The organism is Segniliparus rotundus DSM 44985, from assembly GCF_000092825.1.
GTDB classification, from domain to species: Bacteria; Actinomycetota; Actinomycetes; order Mycobacteriales; family Mycobacteriaceae; genus Segniliparus; species Segniliparus rotundus.
This window is the reverse complement of the sequence record NC_014168.1, coordinates 3,038,585-3,054,201: the sequence shown is the minus strand read 5'-3', so window position 1 is coordinate 3,054,201 and position 15,617 is coordinate 3,038,585. Positions and strand designations below refer to the sequence as shown.

At 66.7% G+C, this 15,617-nt stretch carries 18 protein-coding genes; 8 read left to right on the top strand and 10 right to left on the bottom strand.

Annotation, left to right across the window (positions count from 1 at the left end; translation table 11 throughout):
* Positions 1-5: 5 nt before the first annotated feature.
* From SROT_RS14850 to msrA, 3 genes are all read right to left on the bottom strand, one after another.
* Entirely contained in the window at positions 6-998 is a 993-nt protein-coding gene (locus tag SROT_RS14850; protein ID WP_013139837.1) for a DUF4328 domain-containing protein, read from the bottom strand.
* Positions 995-1,924 carry a S49 family peptidase gene (locus SROT_RS14845; RefSeq protein WP_148223468.1) on the bottom strand — a complete coding sequence of 310 codons (930 nt, stop codon included), beginning with the start codon at positions 1,922-1,924 and terminating at the stop codon, positions 995-997. Before SROT_RS14845 ends, SROT_RS14850 begins: the two co-directional genes overlap by 4 nt.
* Positions 1,925-2,033: 109 nt before the next feature.
* Positions 2,034-2,798 (bottom strand): peptide-methionine (S)-S-oxide reductase MsrA, encoded by a 765-nt coding sequence (gene msrA / locus SROT_RS14840; RefSeq protein ID WP_425358189.1) that lies wholly within the window; start codon positions 2,796-2,798, stop codon positions 2,034-2,036.
* A gap of 160 nt (positions 2,799-2,958) precedes the next feature.
* On the opposite strand from msrA, the gene SROT_RS14835 reads away from it, so the two are divergent.
* The 5 genes from SROT_RS14835 (at position 2,959) to SROT_RS14815 (ending at position 6,432) form a co-directional block, all read left to right on the top strand.
* A complete protein-coding gene (locus tag SROT_RS14835) occupies positions 2,959-3,570 on the top strand; it encodes a superoxide dismutase (RefSeq protein WP_013139834.1) in 612 nt (203 codons plus the stop codon).
* A gap of 104 nt (positions 3,571-3,674) precedes the next feature.
* Entirely contained in the window at positions 3,675-4,226 is a 552-nt protein-coding gene (locus SROT_RS14830; RefSeq protein WP_013139833.1) for a hypothetical protein, read from the top strand.
* 25 nt (positions 4,227-4,251) lie between these two features.
* Positions 4,252-4,722, top strand: a complete 471-nt coding sequence (locus SROT_RS14825; RefSeq protein WP_013139832.1) for a hypothetical protein — start codon at positions 4,252-4,254, stop codon at positions 4,720-4,722.
* Positions 4,723-4,917: 195 nt separating this feature from the next.
* Positions 4,918-5,640: a TMEM165/GDT1 family protein gene (locus SROT_RS14820; RefSeq protein ID WP_013139831.1), complete on the top strand. Its 723-nt coding sequence runs from the start codon at positions 4,918-4,920 to the stop codon at positions 5,638-5,640.
* A 30-nt stretch (positions 5,641-5,670) separates the two neighbouring features.
* A complete protein-coding gene (locus tag SROT_RS14815) occupies positions 5,671-6,432 on the top strand; it encodes an SDR family NAD(P)-dependent oxidoreductase (RefSeq protein ID WP_013139830.1) in 762 nt (253 codons plus the stop codon).
* A gap of 87 nt (positions 6,433-6,519) precedes the next feature.
* Here the strand turns inward: SROT_RS14815 and SROT_RS14810 are convergent, their stop codons facing one another.
* Genes SROT_RS14810 through SROT_RS14785 form a run of 6 tightly spaced genes read right to left on the bottom strand, consistent with a single transcriptional unit; the run spans position 6,520 to position 9,344 of the window.
* Complete coding sequence (locus SROT_RS14810; RefSeq protein ID WP_013139829.1) at positions 6,520-6,870, bottom strand: YbaB/EbfC family nucleoid-associated protein; 351 nt, start codon at positions 6,868-6,870, stop codon at positions 6,520-6,522.
* 52 nt (positions 6,871-6,922) lie between these two features.
* On the bottom strand, positions 6,923-7,165 hold the full coding sequence (locus SROT_RS14805) for a DUF7683 domain-containing protein (RefSeq protein ID WP_013139828.1): 243 nt from the start codon (positions 7,163-7,165) through the stop codon (positions 6,923-6,925).
* Between the two features lie 41 nt (positions 7,166-7,206).
* Complete coding sequence (locus SROT_RS14800; protein WP_013139827.1) at positions 7,207-7,446, bottom strand: DUF7683 domain-containing protein; 240 nt, start codon at positions 7,444-7,446, stop codon at positions 7,207-7,209.
* Positions 7,447-8,748, bottom strand: a complete 1,302-nt coding sequence (locus SROT_RS16895; RefSeq protein ID WP_013139826.1) for a colicin E3/pyocin S6 family cytotoxin — start codon at positions 8,746-8,748, stop codon at positions 7,447-7,449.
* A complete protein-coding gene (locus SROT_RS14790; RefSeq protein ID WP_013139825.1) occupies positions 8,748-9,035 on the bottom strand; it encodes a WXG100 family type VII secretion target in 288 nt (95 codons plus the stop codon). Before SROT_RS14790 ends, SROT_RS16895 begins: the two co-directional genes overlap by 1 nt.
* 9 nt (positions 9,036-9,044) lie before the next feature.
* Entirely contained in the window at positions 9,045-9,344 is a 300-nt protein-coding gene (locus SROT_RS14785) for a WXG100 family type VII secretion target (RefSeq protein WP_013139824.1), read from the bottom strand.
* Positions 9,345-9,573: 229 nt separating this feature from the next.
* Between SROT_RS14785 and SROT_RS14780 the strand changes: the two genes are divergently transcribed.
* The 3 genes from SROT_RS14780 (at position 9,574) to SROT_RS14770 (ending at position 13,074) form a co-directional block, all read left to right on the top strand.
* The gene (locus tag SROT_RS14780; protein WP_425358188.1) at positions 9,574-11,151 is read left to right on the top strand and encodes a sulfatase-like hydrolase/transferase; all 1,578 of its coding nucleotides are present in this window, start codon (positions 9,574-9,576) and stop codon (positions 11,149-11,151) included.
* 103 nt (positions 11,152-11,254) lie between these two features.
* Positions 11,255-11,896 carry a DUF6474 family protein gene (locus tag SROT_RS14775; protein WP_013139821.1) on the top strand — a complete coding sequence of 214 codons (642 nt, stop codon included), beginning with the start codon at positions 11,255-11,257 and terminating at the stop codon, positions 11,894-11,896.
* Positions 11,893-13,074: a hypothetical protein gene (locus SROT_RS14770; protein ID WP_013139820.1), complete on the top strand. Its 1,182-nt coding sequence runs from the start codon at positions 11,893-11,895 to the stop codon at positions 13,072-13,074. Before SROT_RS14775 ends, SROT_RS14770 begins: the two co-directional genes overlap by 4 nt.
* Here the strand turns inward: SROT_RS14770 and otsB are convergent.
* Positions 13,058-15,613 (bottom strand): trehalose-phosphatase, encoded by a 2,556-nt coding sequence (gene otsB, locus SROT_RS14765; protein WP_041408129.1) that lies wholly within the window; start codon positions 15,611-15,613, stop codon positions 13,058-13,060. The genes SROT_RS14770 and otsB overlap by 17 nt on opposite strands.
* Between the last annotated feature and the right edge of the window lie 4 nt (positions 15,614-15,617).

The following is a 15,617-nucleotide window of genomic DNA, read 5'->3' as shown; positions in this document are numbered from 1 at the left end:
GAGCCTTATTCGGCAGGAGCGGATTCGGGAGCCTTCGCCGCGCCGGCGGCGATGACCCATCGGACGGGCCGGTCTGCTTGGTCTGCGGCTGCGGGGTCGCTGCTCGAGTCGATCGCGACCACGAGCGCGCGAGTGCGCACAGCGAGGAAGACCAGCACGACGCCGACGACGGCTCCGAGCAGGAGCGCTTCCGTCCGCGCTTGGACGGACGTGTCGAAAAGCCACAGCGCGAGGCCCAAGACCGCCAGGTGCGCCCCGGCCCACCAGATCCACCACGACTGCAACGCGGACTGCCAAGCGCGCCTGCCGCCGCGCTCGTGCTCGGCCAGCAATTCTTTGAGCAACACCCCGAGCGTGACGACATTGACCGCGGGCGCTGCCGCGAGCAGGAGAATCTCCCACCAACGCCGGGGGTCGACGCGGTTGTTGGCGGTGTAGGCGATTTCGCGCTCCAGCCACAGCCACCAAGCAAGCGCGCCTTGAGTGGCGACGATCAGAACGAGCGAGGCCCAGAACGCGAAACCGAGGAGGGCGCCGGAGGCCGCGACGACCGGGCCGGGCAGCAGGTGCTCCCTGCCGTAGAAGGCGAGGGCGTAGCGCAATGCCTCGGAGAACGCGAACAGCCCGAGCAGCCCCGCGAGGGCCGCCAGCGCGGCCTCGATCAGGGCCGTGCGGGCCGGTTTCTCGTGCGCTGCCACGCCGGACGGGGTGTGCGGGAAATGTTGGACCAGGCCCCACCTGGGCGGCGAGGCGTACCGGGGCGTGGGCGAGGGGGGCCGGGGCGGCCGGGTTCGGGGCGGTATTGCGCTCGGCGGGCGCGACGCCTGCCAGCGGTAACCGGGAGGGATCACGGGGATGCGGGGATTGGGCCCGTGCGCGGGCTGGGTCGGCGTCCTGTCCGGTGGGATCGGCGGGGGCTGGCTGGGCCAATGCCCGGACAATCCGGGCAGGTGCGGGCGTTGGGGGCTCGGCGGGCCTGCCGGTTGCGGAAAAGTCATAGCCCGAACCTCGACCACATCGCCCGGCGCTCCACTGCGCACACGACCCCGTCCAACGCGCGCAACGTCATGTCTTCGACCGAGGCGGTGAGGCCGAGTCGCTGGAGCAACTGTTGTTTGGGCTTGATCTCATGCGGCTTCGCCTCGGGGAAGCGCTCGGCGAGGACGCTGTGCAAACTGCCGACCGCGTCCGCGACGCCCAGCTCGACCGCGCGCTTGCCGATCCACACGTCCGCGTTGAACAGCTCGTCGTCCTTCCCTGCGAGTTTCGCCCCGCGCCGCGTTTTCACCCAGTCGATGAACACTTGGTGGATGTCGGCCTGCATCCCCGACAGCCAGCTCACGTCCTCTTCTTTCTCCGGCAGGAACGGGTCCAAACGGACCTTGTTCGTCCCCGCGGCGTGGACGCGACGCTCCAATCCGAGCTTTTCGATGGCTTCGGTGAGCCCGAAGGAGGAGGACACGACCCCGATGGACCCGATGACAGTCCCGGGAGACACGAAGATCTCGTCCGCCGCGCAGGCCAACCAATAGCCGCCGGAAGCCGCCACGTCCTCGCAGAAGGCGAGGACGGGTTTCTCATGCTTGGCGGAAAGCTGGCGGATGCGGTCCCCCACGAGGGCCGACTGGGCGGGCGAGCCTCCGGGCGAGTTAATCACGATGGCCACGGCGACTGCCTCGGACGCGCTGAACGCGTCCACGAGCGGCGCCTCCAAGTTCTGCGCGTTCAGGGCTCCGCGCCCGAACGGGCCGCCGCCGGCACGGATGACCCCTTCGAGCCGCACGACGCTGACAGTTTTCCCGGCGGGCTTCTTGCGCAGGCGGATCCGTCCGCCGCCGAGGCGCGGCTTGCCCTCGAAGATCTTCGCCATGCCCACAGCCCTTTCTCGCAGAGAACCCACCATAACGGCCAGCAATCGCATCATGCAGCCAGCATACAGCACAACAGGGAGAACATTTCGAACATGTTTTCGAGAGAAGCGTTCGCTCCGCGCGTCGCCGGGCGGGGCGCCCGGTTCGGGACGGACCCGCCTGTTATTGGGCCGCGGGGCCGCGCGCGCCGGAGCCGAGGCCGACCGGGCAGGAAACGCCGGTGCCGCCGTGCCCGCAATATCCCCAGGGGTTCTTCGCCAAATACTGCTGATGGTCTTGTTCTGCGAAATAGAAGCCGCAGTCCGAGTCGGACGGGGCGCGCAGGGGCCGGATCTCCGTGCTGATCGGGCCGTACCCCTCCTTGTTGAGCTCCTGCTGGTAAGCGGCCCGGCTCTGTTCGGCGAGCTCCTGTTGGCGCGGGGCGACAGTCAGGACGACAGAGCGGTACTGCGTGCCTATGTCGGCGCCTTGCCGCATCCCTTGGGTGGGGTCGTGCGACTCCCAGAACGTCGCCAACAGCTCCGAGTAGGAGATCTGATCCGGGTGGAAGGCGACGAGCACGACTTCGGCGTGGCCGGTGCGGCCGGAGCAGACCTCCTTGTAGGTGGGGTTGGCGGTCGTGCCGCCCGCGTAGCCCACCGCCGTGGTGAACACCCCGGGCAGCTGCCAGAAGGCTTTTTCCATGCCCCAGAAGCAGCCGCCGCCGAAGACCGCGGTCTCGACGTCCGTCGGCCATTGGGGATTGCGCGGACCGTGATCGGAAGCCGTGAGCGGGTCCAGGGGCGTTCCGCCGAAAAAGCTCCTCCCGCCCCGCAAGACGGGGAGGTCGCGACCGGGGAGGGCGTCTTCTGGCGAGATCACAGTCAGTTTCGCGTTCACGCGCCAACCGGACAAAAGAGACATACGCATATCGTACGCCGAATCCAAGAGGCGGTTTTTCGGGCAGCCGAAGAAAAAAATTCGTCCGACCCTCGGTTTTTCGCGCCCCGCACGAGTGCGACTAAGTTGGAGAAAGACAAGCGGTGATCCACGTTCTGCGCGTGGGGACTTCGAGTCGGAACAACGTCACTCAGTGAGGAGAAAACTCATGGCAACGTACAGCTTGCCCGACCTGGACTACGACTACAGCGCTCTTGAGCCGCACATCAGCGGCCAGATCAACGAGATCCACCACACCAAGCACCATGCGGCGTATGTCGCTGGCGCCAACGCCGCGCTGGAGAAGTTGGAGGCGGCCCGCGAATCGGGCGACCACGCCGCCATTTTCTTGAACGAGAAAAACCTCGCGTTCCATTTGGGCGGCCACACCAACCACTCGATCTGGTGGAAGAACCTTTCCCCGAACGGCGGCGACAAGCCGACGGGCGAGCTTGCCTCGGCGATCGACGACCAGTTCGGCTCGTTCGACAAATTCCAGGCGCAGTTCTCCGCCGCGGCGAACGGCCTGCAGGGCTCTGGCTGGGCGTGGCTCGGCTACGACTCGATCGGCAAGAAGCTGCTGACTTTCCAGCTCTACGACCAGCAGGCCAACGTGCCGCTCGGCATCGTTCCGCTGCTCGGCGTCGACGTGTGGGAGCACGCGTTCTACTTGCAGTACAAGAACGTCAAGGCCGACTACATCAAAGCGGTGTGGAACGTTGTCAACTGGGAGGACGTCCAGTCCCGCTTCAGCAAGGCGCTGAGTTCCCCCGGAGTGTGAGACACGCCACGAAAGCCCTGTTCGGAGGTCTCCGAACAGGGCTTTCGTCGTTTAGCACTCGCAGGATCTTGTGTGCTAAAGGACGCTTCCCGCATCATTCCCCAATGGAAGACCCTGTCGAGATCGCCGCATTCGCAGCAGAGGGCGCGTTGCAAGGTTTCCTCGTGTCCGGCCGGTGGCCGCAGAACACGAAAGAATGGCTGCACTTGCTGACCATCGCTGTCAGGATCGCGAGCGTGCCTGGGCTGCTCGCCACAACCACTGTGTTCGGCGCGCGGGAGGAGCGCCCGGAAGAGGCGCAGGCCCCGAGTGGTTCGGACGGGGCGCCGGCGCAGAACGCGGTGGGCTTGTTGCTCGCCGAAGGCGGGCTGCTCGGCGACGGCGCGCTCGCCCCGGGGTGCCTCGCCGAACGCCGCCCGCCAGCGTTGCTGCTGCTGCACCCGCCTTCGGAGACCACCCCTTCGCTGCCGGAATGCGAGGGGGCGGCTTCGGGTTGCTTGCTTTTGCCGGGCCTGCCGTACCTCGGTTTGGAGCACCGTGCGGCGTGGGTGGAGGCGGACAGGGACGGCGCGGTCACTTCTCTCGTGAGCAAAATGGGCGACAAAGCGCTCGACGATCCGGACGCCGCCGTTCTCGCGATGCTCTTGGCCGCGTAATACTGGACGGATGCGCGCGAAGCGAATGACGACAATGCGAACGGCGACGGCAGTGTTCGTTCTGATGGGTTTGGCCCTCGCTGCCCCGTTCGCGGGGGCGGACCCCGCCCGCCCGAAAGGCTGTCTCGTGCTGGCGGCTGCCACGAAACGGTTCGAGGACCTCGACAACAAAGTCAAAGCGCTCAACGATCCCGAGGTCTCGTTCGACGAGGCGCGGGCGAACACCCGCCAACAGGTGGGGCTTTGGCGGCAGATGCAGGATTTGCTCGGCGAGGCGGCGAAGAACATCACCGACGCCCCGCGGCTCGCCGCCGCGGTGCGCGAGAACGGCGACGCCATCGGCCAGTACGCGGATGTGGTCGAAGAAATCCTGCCGCACACCCAAGAAAATCCGCCCCCGGCGGATGTGCGGGCGAATTACACGGCAGCTGGCAAGCGCAAGAACGCCGCGGGCAGGGCGATGACAGAGGCCGCGCGGGAAATCTGCGCGAAATAAAAAGCCCCGAATTATCGCACAGGGATGCTCAAAAGATATTGTTCCAGCTGTTCAGATAGAATAAAAAGGTGTTGGGAGAAAACATTTTCCGGAGTTGTGGAACAAGAGTTTCGGCGCGCCGAATTCTCGTGAATCAGCGTCCCGTATTCGTGATTTTTCTTTGAAATTCTCCGCCCCTTTCTTTATAGTTTTGGCATGCGAGAAATTCTTGAGGCTTTTCTTCTCTCCTTCGGCGTGGTCTTCCTCGCCGAGTTGGGGGACAAGTCGCAGTTGCTCGCATTGCTCTTCGCGACCCGGATGAGCTCTCGGGGAAAAGCGGGCCCGTGGCTCGTCATCCTCGGCATCACAATTGCCTCCGGCTTGGTGCATCTCGTCTCGGTCGGCGCGGGCAGCTACCTCGGCGACGTCGTCGACCCTCGGCTCACGACGCTGTTCGCTGGCGCCGCCCTGGTCGGCTGCGGGCTCTGGGGGTTGCGGGAGCGGGCGGCGGACCACGAGAACGCGGGCCCGGTCGCTGTCCCGGCCGGTTGGCTGTCCTCGGTCGCCACAGTCGTTTCCGCGTTCCTCCTCGCCGAACTCGGCGACAAGACCATGTTCGCCACCGTCGCGCTGGGGGCCGGGCATTCGTTCTTCGGCGTGTGGTCCGGCTCCACGGCGGGCATGGTGCTCGCCGACGCCCTCGCGATCCTCCTGGGCTTGGGCCTGGCCAAACGCGTCCCCCAGAGCAAGCTCACAGCCTGGGCGAACACGATGTTCCTCGCCCTCGGCGGCTGGTTCCTGGTGGAAGGTTTCTGGCGCTTCGCCCCCGCGGCGGGCATGGCTGCTGCGGCGGCGGCGCTGCTCGGCGGGGCGGCCCTGATCGCGCGGTCCAGGAACCGCAACCGCAAGAACCGGCAACTGCTAGGCTCGCAGCGGTAACTCGAATGTGAGCCGAGAAGGAGCAGACACATGGACATCGCTGGAGCTTCAGTGCTGGTGACGGGCGGGGCCTCTGGCCTCGGGGCGGCAACTGCCCGCAAATTCGCGCAGGCAGGGGCGAAAGTCTTCGGCGTTGACCTCCAGGCTTCCATCGACAAGGCCGAGCCGGTCGACGGCGTCAGCCTCATGGAGGCCGACGTGACCGACGAGGCGGGCGTCCACGCGGTGATCTCCACGATTGAAAGCTCGGCCCCGCCGCTGCGCGCTGTGGTGAACTGCGCGGGCGTCGGCTGGGCGCAGCGCATTCTGGGCAAAGAGGGCCCGCACTCGCTCGACCTGTTCCGCAAAATCATCGATATCAACCTGGTCGGCACCTTCAACGTGCTGCGCCTCGCCGCCCAGTCCATCGCGAAGAACGACCCGGTGGACGCGGAAGGCCAGCGCGGCGTGGTCATTAACACCGCCTCCGTCGCCGCGTTCGAAGGGCAGATCGGCCAGGCCGCCTACGCCGCCTCGAAGGGCGGGGTGCACGCGCTGACCATCAGCGCCGCCCGCGACCTCGCGCGCAGCGGCATCCGTGTGGCCACCATCGCGCCGGGCACCATCGAGACCCCCATGCTCGCCGGAGTGACCGAGGAGTTCCGCAAGACCCTGGCCGACGCGGTTGTCTTCCCGCAGCGTCTCGGCCGGCCTAGCGAGTACGCCGATCTCGCCGCGTTCATCGTCGCCCACGACTACATCAACGGCGAGACGATCCGCATGGACGGGGCCATCCGCATGGCGCCGCGCTGAGGCATCTCGAAACCTGTGCTCCGGGCGGGTCGCTTGTTTAGTCTGCCCCGGAGCCGGTTGGGGCGCGACGTTTCTTCGCCCCGGCGCTTATGCGTTGTGAGTGAATTCTCGGACTGCGTTGAGAGCTGCGGCGATGCCGGGGTCAGAGGTGAAGGGCTTCGCGATCTCTTGGGCGCGTCGTGAGGCGGTGTCGCGTGCCTCACGAATCGTTTGGAGCAGGAGCGACGCGAGGCTCGCTTCGCCGAGTGAGAGAGCTTGCGGCGACAGGCGAATGTCCGTCACCCGGCCTTGTGCGTCCACGTTGACTCCAACCTCGCCTTTCGCGGAGGACGCGCGCACATCGATGGCAGCGATCTCGGCTTGCAGTTTGTCGGCTTTGCGGCGCAGATCGGCTAAGTGCTCCAGCTGCTGACGGTTCCAGTTGTCGGGGTCGGTCATGGCTGCTCCTAGTTTCGAGAGGCTTCGCGCGGGCGGGACGGGCACGGGTGGTTTAGTCGTCTTCGAACGCTATTTTGTATTTGACGGAGTCGTCGAACTCGAACTCTCCTTCTATGTAGGAGGCGAAGACTTCGGTGGCGGTGTTGCTCGGAATTCTGTAGACGTAGTAGCGGAACTCGTCGCCCTCCTCTGTGATTCCGAGGACACGCCGCACCGTCTCGTCGTCGATGGTCGGCATCATGAGTTCGTACGCGAGGAACTCATCAGCCTTGCTGTAGGCTTCTATCCGCCACATTGACGGCTCTACCTTCCTGATTGAGGAGTCGAGGGTCTGACTCACTCGGTGTAGAATGTGATCTGATAATCGACGGAGTCGTCGAACTCGAACTCTCCGTCGATATAAGAGGCGAGTTCTTCAAGGGCGGTCTTGTTCGGAATGTCGTAGCCGTAGTAGATGTCTGGATCGTCTTCGGGGAGTCCGAGGATCCGCCGCACCGTCTCGTCAGTGATGGAGGGCAGCGCGAATTCGTAGGCTAGGGACTCAGTTGTTTTGTCAAATGCCTCGAGGTACCACATCTATTTCTCCACAGTCCTGCCGGGAACAGGCTTGCCCACTTGCTCTCCAGTTTTGGGATCGAACTCGCCCTCGTGAGTTTTTCCGTCCTTGCTGTATTTCTCGACTGTGCCTTTCTTTGAGTCCCATTCGTAGATTTTCCCTTTCTTGTCCTTCCATCGCGGGCGAAGCGAACCGCCCCCCCGAACGGGTGTTTTTTTCTTATCGGGCTTCGCATCGGGGAAGCCTTCGAGTGTTTTCGGTGCTGGTATCGGCTCATGCAGGCCGCTGCGCGGGTTGCTCCCGGCGGCTGTGGCCATGTAGACAGTCGCGGTGGAGTTGAGGAGGTCGTCGAGCGCGTGGCCGACGCCGCCGATGGCGCCGCCGACAACACTGCCGATGATTGCGCTGTCCGCGATGACGGCTGTGTCGAGCGTGATGAGGAACGGGAGGATCTCGGCCGCTGCTGAGGCGGCGAGCGCCCCGCCTCCTATAGAGGCTCCTTCCGCGCCGCCTCCGACTCCTCCGGCGATGGTTCCTCCTCCCGGCTCGACGACTGTTCCTGCGAGGCCGCCGAGGATGCCGCCGACGACTAAGCCGACGCCTGCGCAGATGGCGACGGTCTTGAGGGCGCTGCGGATTTTGTTCTGAGTGTCCTCGACATCCTGCGCGAAGCGGTCGCAGCCGCTCGCGAGCTTCTCGTACAGCGAGGCGGTGTCTTCGACGGTGTTGGAGACCAGCTCGACCTGCGCTGCTGCTTGGTCGATCTCGGGTGATTCTTGTTCGGTGATCTCGGTGCCCGCCGTGCAGGTGGCTGTGCTGGTGGCGCGCAGGCTGCTCGCTGCGGCCCGCCACGCCGTTCCGAGAGCGCGGAGCTTGGCGGGATCGCCGTCGGGCCAGTCGTGCCCGGTCAACAAGGGCGCGACGACAGACCATCCGGTCGGGGCGTCGATCCCCTGCCCGTAGGCGCCCCGGAACGCTGGCGGCGTGTAATGGCCGACGTTCGCTGGCGCGGAGACGTTCGCGCCGGGCGGCGTCTTGGCTGCGCTCTCCGCGTTCTGATGGTTCACAGCGGTGTGCGCGAGCAGGTCGTGCATCTTCCCGTAGGCGTTGGCGATGTTCGCGCCCGCTTTGACGGCTTCCGACGCGGCGGGGTCGTAATCCTTCGTGAACTTTTTGGCGATGTCGCACTTCCCCGCGCATCCCCAGTTCTCGTTCAAAGTGCTGACGAGGGCGCTGATCGCTTTGCCGGCGGAGTCATGCGCGGTGCTGTATGTCCCGGCGGCGCGGGAGAGCACGGTCCAGTCGACGGTGATCGGCGCCATTACGGCCACATTCCGACGTTGTGGGCGATGTTGTCCGAGTAAACCTGGTGCGCGTGGTTCACGTTCGTCTTCAGCTCCGTCAGCGCCTCGCGCATCTCGCGCGCGGCTTTCATCCAGGCTTGGTGCTTGGCCTCGTGCTGGGCCTTCGCGTTCCCGTGCCAGTGGACGTCGAGCGAGGCGACCTCGCGATCCACCGCCGCGAGGTGCTCGTCGACCCGCTTTCCCGTCGCCTCCGCCTCTTCGACCAGCTCGAGGATCTGTTGCAGATCCGCCTTGTAGCTTGTCATGTCCTCCTCCTAGAAATTGAACGAGCTGAGCTGGTCGGCCTGGTCTTGGTCCTCGCTCGTGTAGCTATTCGCGGCTTCGTGCAGCAGCGCGGAGTCCTCGCTCAACGCCGACGCCACCCGCTTCGCGGCTTCGGTCCATTCCTCCCAGGCGCTCGCGTGGGAGCGTGACGCTGTCCCCAGCCAGCCCGAGTCTGTCAACTCGGACATCTTCTTGGACAGTTTCTCCACCTCGTTCCACAGCTCATCGGCCCAGGAAGATTCCTGGCCCGCGACCGCACGAATCCGTTCAGGTTCGGCTTGCAATACCATTGAGTCTCCTCGCCTTCAATCTATAGCTGCCCTGAATTTGAATATGTGAAGATACTGTATATCCAGCGGTGCCGAAAATTCGAACAGTCAAGAGCTATGCGTCAAGCCTAGTGTGCTCGGAGCCGCATGGACGGCGCCATCCGCATGGCGCCGCGCTGAGAAGCTTTCCGGGCGGGGAAATTCCGCGCGTGCGGCACGCCCCCGCAATGGCTCAGGTTTCTTGTGTAGGTTGCCCTATGTGGCAGTAGACAGACGGACATTCCTGGTCGGCGGCGCCGCGTCCTTGGGCGTGGCGGCGTGCGCTCCTTCCCCCAGGCCGACGAGCGTTGCTGCGAGGCCGAACATCTTGGTGGTCCTTGTGGACGAGATGCGTTTCCCGATGTGGTTTCCCACGCAGGACCAGCTCGACACGCTCCTGCCGTCCCTGACAAGAATCCGCAAGAGCGCGGTCGCGTTCGAGCGGCATTACACCGCCGCGAACGTGTGCACCGCGGCGCGGGGCGCGCTGGTGACCGGGCTCTACTCTCATCAGACGGGTTGCCAGCTCGTCGGCATGTCCACGCTGTCGCCAAAGTTCCCGACCTGGGGTTCCATGCTCCGCGAGCATGGCTACGAGTCATGGTGGTACGGCAAATGGCACCTCGGGCACGCGCCCGACACCGACCCGGCGGCGCTGGCCGCCTACGGCTTCGCGGGCGGCACCTTCCCGTCGCCCGACGGAGCCCCGGGGGACGGCCTTGCCCACGACGGGGCGATCGCCGACCAATTCGCGGTCTGGTTCCACGACAACGCCGGCAAAGGGCCCTGGTGCACCACGGTCTCGCTCGTCAACCCGCACGACATCATGTTCTGGCCGAAATGGCAGCCCCCGGCGCAGGCTCCCCGGCGCTTCAGCGGCCTGCCGGGGAATTTCGAGACCCCCGAGCAGTTGCGCGCGCGCAACAAGCCCCGCGCCCAGCTGAACCAGATCGAGGCGATGCAGCGGCACAGCGGCGAGTTGCCGTACTCGGGCGACGACGTGGCGGCGCGCTGGGCGCAGTACCGCGACCTGTATCTCTGGCTGCAACAACAAGTGGACGCCCAGATCGGCAAAATCCTCGACACGCTCGCGTCCCGCCCGGACGTCGACGCGAACACGGTCGTATTGTTCACCGCCGACCACGGCGAGTACGCGGGCTCGCACGGCATGCGCGCCAAAGGCTCCGGGCTGTACGAGGAGAACATCCGAATCCCGTTGTACGTCCGCGACCCGCGCAAGGCGCTCACCCCGGACCCCGGCGGCACCAGGGGCCAGCTCACGTCGAGCGTGGATGTCGCAGCGTTCCTGCTCACAGTCGCCACCGGCGGCGACGAATGGCGCTCTGAACCCCGCTACCAGCACCTCGCCCGGCGCGCGGACCTCGCAGGGATCTGCCGCGACCGACGCGGCCCAGGCCGGGAGTGGATCGCCCACACGACCGACGAGATCGGCGGCAACCACAGCGGCGACGCGCCCGGCCACATTGTCGGCGTGCGCACGCCAGACGCAAAAGCGGGGCTGTACTCGTCCTGGAAGGACGGCGCCGCGCAGATCGACCCGAACGGCCCCCAGGACCGAGAGTTTTACGACTACACCACAGAAGACGGCCGCCTGGAGCTCACCGCCCAAACCGGTCAGGGCCCGAAAGAGCAGCAGCATCACGACCTTTTGCAGAAAGTCCTCGCCGAAGAGATCAGCCAACCCCTGCCCGCTTTCCTGAAGGCGGCCCAAGAAGAAGGCATGGCCGACCTCATGGCGCAGACCGCGAAAGGCTCGCGGCTTTATTGACCGAAGATCGGTCCCGCATGGGCGGCGCCATCCGCTCCCGCGCTATGCTGAGCACGTCAGCGAAAGTTTGCAAGCTGGAAGAAAGCAACGGAGGTCGGCCCAAGTGGCGGTATTCGGCGACAAACGCAAACGGGCCGCGAACCGCGCCAAATCACGCGCGGAGCGGGTGGAGCGGCTCCTCGCTTCGGCGCTTTCGGCCGTGGGCGAGGACGCGGAGGCGAGCAAGAAGCTCGCGAAGTTGCGCGCGAAGACCTCCAAGCGCCACGACCAGGCGGCAGTCCGGCTCGCCGAGCTCGAGCTCGCCAAAGCCCGAGAAGGCAGGCTCTTGTCCACGAAAAAGGTCAAACGGGCTTTGTCTGTGGCGCGTTTGCTCGCGCCGGTCGCTGTGCCGCTCGCGTATCGCGCGGCGACGGGAGCCCGGTCGCTGTACGACAATTACCAATCGGCCAAGGCGAACCGGCTCGCGTCCCCGCAGCCCTCGCGCGCCGACCGGCTCGCGGCGCTCTCGGAGCGCATCGAACTGACCCGCTCCGACACGGCCGCGCTCGTCGCGCGGGCTTCCGACGACACGGCGCTCGCGCAGTTCCAAGCGCACGCCGAAAGGCGGCTCAAGGAGCTCGCCGAGGCGGTGGCGACGGCTCGTCGTCTCTCCGCGCCCCGCCGGGTCAGCGCGCAACGCAACATCGTCCGTGAACTGGACGAGCTCGACACGAAGCTGTTGGAGTTTCGGAACGTACCGTTGTGACGGCGTCTGTGTCGCGGCGCAGAAAACGCACCCGGCGGATCGTCTCTGCGGGCGTGGTCGTCGTTCTCGTGTGTTCGCTGGCAGTCGCCGCGGGAAGCCCGCTCCGCCGCCAGCCCCCGGACCCCGCCGCCGCTGCGCGCGCCTCGGCGGCGGCGGAAAAGAAGACCGCCGACTATTTCTTCGGCGGCAAGCCTGAGAACTACGGATTCCCCCTCGACCTGAAAATGCGCCGCAAGTTGCTCGTGCTGCGCGCGCATCGGCGCCTGAACCCGTGCGGTTTGGTGGACCCGGTGAAGCTGGTCGCCGCAGACCCAGGCTTCCAGCAGTACGGCGTCGACAGCGACCTTTCGGTGTGCTCGCTCGAATTCCTCGGGGACGAACCGTCGGTGGTGGCGTTGAAAATCTCGCAGAACCCGCCGACGATGCGGCTCCTCGAAACATTCTCGGTGGGTCCGATCACTGTGCGCCGCCACGCCCCAGCCGAGCCCGGCACCTGCTTGTACGTTTTCAACCTCGGCATTTCCGACCTTCCTGGGGCCCCTGAGCGGCTCGCGGACTTCCAGGCGCAGATCACCGCGCCGGAGGATTCCAGCGAGGGCGCCTGCGCGCGGGGGCGCGCGGTCGCTGTTGCCGCAGCCGCCCGCCTCGCCGCCAAAGGCGCCCCCAAATGGCTCCCGTCGGACCCGCTCGCACGAGTCGGCGAAGCGGACCCGTGCCTGCCCGCCCGCCGTGTGCACGGCATGGCCGGCTTCTCGGACACCGATGTCGGGACGCACTGGTGCGCCTTCTTGTACCGGCCCGCCGCCGCCCGTCCGGACCCGAAGACCGCGCCCGCCGTGGTCAAACTGAACGTGCAACTGCGCCCTGCCGCCTTCGCGAACCAGCAAGGCGACTCGTGGAACATCACCGAGTCGCAGACCACCCAACGCGGCGACAAACTGCTCTTGGTGTACAGCGGCGCCTTCGACCCCGCCACAGGCTCCTACCGTCCGCCGTCCGACAAGGCGCATTGCTCCGTGTACCTCATGGCCAAAGAACGGCTTGTGCCCCGAGCAGTGGACGCGACCGAGTTGGACGAGTCGCAGACCAGGCTGCCGACTGTCGAAGTCCGAGGCGACCAAGCGCCCTGCTCGGTCAACCGCGACATCGCGACCGCCTGGGCTAGCCAGCTCGGCTGAGCAGCTGCGCGCAGCGCAACAAGCCGATGTGGGAGTACGCCTGGGGGTGGTTGCCGAGGGCGCGTTCCGCGAGCGGGTCGTACTCTTCGCTGAGCAACCCCGTCGGCCCCGCCGAGCGCACCAATTGGTCGAACAGGGCCTCGGCGGATTCGCGCCGCCCCACAAGCAGATACGCCTCGACCAGCCATGCGGCGCACAGGTGGAAACCGCCCTCGCCGCCAGGCAGGCCGTCGTCGTGGTGGTACCGGTACACCGTCGCGCCGCTGCGCAGCTCCGTCTCGGTCGCGACCACCGTCGCCTTGAACCGTTCGTCATGCGGGTCCAGCAGGCCCGAGAGCCCGATGTGCAAAGTCGCCGCGTCCAGATCGCTCCCGTCGTAGGCGGCCGTGTAGGACTGCACGGCCTCGTTCCAGCCTTCGCGCAGCACTTCCTCGCGGATCTGTTCGCGCAGATGAAGCCATTGCTCTGCCGCCGCGCGGCCATGCTGTTCGGCGAGCGTGATCGCCCGGTCCACCGTCACCCAGCACATCACCTTCGAGTACACATGGTGCCGAGGGTTGCCTCGAATCTCCCAGATCCCCTGGTCGGGTTCTTTCCAGCGCTTTTCGACCGCCGTGACCATCGCGACGACCAGGTCCCAATCCGTGTCCGTGAGCGCCTGGCCGCCGGGGCGCGCGCGTGCCCGCGCCGCCGCCAGCGCCGCGACGAGCTCGACCACGGGGCCGAACACGTCCAGCTGCACCTGGTGGTCCGCCGCGTTGCCCACTCGCACCGGCCGTGATCCCGCGTACCCCGGCAGCACGTCGATCACCGCCTCGGCGGGAATCGGGCCGCCGTGGATCGTGTACAACGGGTGCAGGCGCTCTGGGTGCGCCACGCTCTCCAACACCTTGTGCAGCCAGTCGAGGTACCCCTCAGCTTCGCCCAGGGAGCCCAGGGAGACCAGCGCTGACGCGGTCATCGCGGCGTCGCGCAGCCAGCAGTAGCGGTAATCCCAGTTCCGGACCCCGCCGACCTCCTCGGGCAGCGACGTCGTCGCGGCGGCGAGGATCGCCCCGGAGTCCGCGTGCACCAAGCCCCGCAAGGTGAGGGCGGAGCGTTTCATCAGGTCTCGCTTCACCGGCGGCAGCGCAAGGCCTTCCGCCCAGTCGCGCCAGTAGCTTTCCGCAGCTCGCCGCCGCTCCGGCTCCGGCACGGGGTGCGGCCCCAGGTCCTCCGAGCCGCAGCGCAGTTCGAGCACCACAGGCCCGTTCGACGGGTCCACCTCCGCGTAGGCGGTCGCTTGCGGGCCGCTCTCGTCCAAAGCCCACGCCACACCGGGCGAGCGCAGCACGAACGGGTCGTTCGTGCCGTGGACGCGGATGCCATCCTGCTCGATCTCCAACCAGATCCGGGCGGCGCTGAAATCCGGGCGGGGCGCGAAGCGCACCACAGCCTTCGCTGAGCCTTCGATCACCCTGGTCAGGTCGGTGCGCCCTGGCGGGGAGCCGTGTTCGAGGTAGTCGGTGACCTGCAGCGAAGCCCAACGGGTCCGCACGGTCATGGTGCCGTCGACGTACCGTTGCGAGAGCGGCAAGGCGGGCCGTGTCGGCGCGACGCTGAAATACCCCGCGCCCGGGCCGCCCAACAGGTGCGCGAACACCGCGCCCGAATCTGGCTCCGGATGGCACAGCCACGTCACCGTCGCGTCCGGGGTGACGAGTCCGACGGTGCGCGGATTCGCGAGCATGCTGAGCCGCTCGATGGGGCTGGCGTGGTCTCCGCGCAGCCAGAGCTTGCGCTCCTCGCACAGGAAGGCGAGCGCGGTGGCGACCCCCTCGGGGTCCCGCACACGGAATTTCGCCGCCGTGTCCGCGTCGCCGACCTTCACGCCCACGTCGGGGCCGTGCAGCCGGACGAAGGCCCGTTCGTCGGTCACGTCGTCGCCGAAGAACGCCGCGGCGGTCGCGCCGACCTGGTGGCGCAGGATATCGAGGGCTTCGCCCTTGTCCGTGTGCACCACCGACAGCTCGATCACCGCTTTCCCCTCGGTCACGGTGACCCCTTCCCAGGTCGCCGGGCCCTGCCGGACAAGGTCCAACGCGTCCGCGGCGTCGTCGTCCGCCATGCCGCGGACGTGGAACGCGGCGCTTGCGGGCTTGCGCTCGATCCGCGCCTCGGGGTGCTTCTCGCGGATGATCCGCTCCATCTCGGCGTTGACCTGGGCCAAAAGCGCCCGAGCCTGGTCGTCGACGGCGTTGACGAAACCAATGTCGAACTCGGAGCCGTGGCTGCCCACCAGGTACACCTCGGCGGGCATGCGGGACAGGGTCGCGAGGTCGCGCAACGCGCGGCCGGAGATAAGCGCGCCGGTCGTGGCCGGCAGCTCCGCGAGGGAGCGCAGCGCGCGCGCCCCTTCGGGCAGCGGCCGGGCGTCCTCCGGGCGCAGCACGATCGGCGCGAGCGTTCCGTCGTAATCGCAGGCCACAAGGAGCCTCGGTGTGCGGGCCAGGGAGATCAGCGCCTTGCGCAGCTCGGCGGAGAGGTCTTGGGCTGTCATGAAA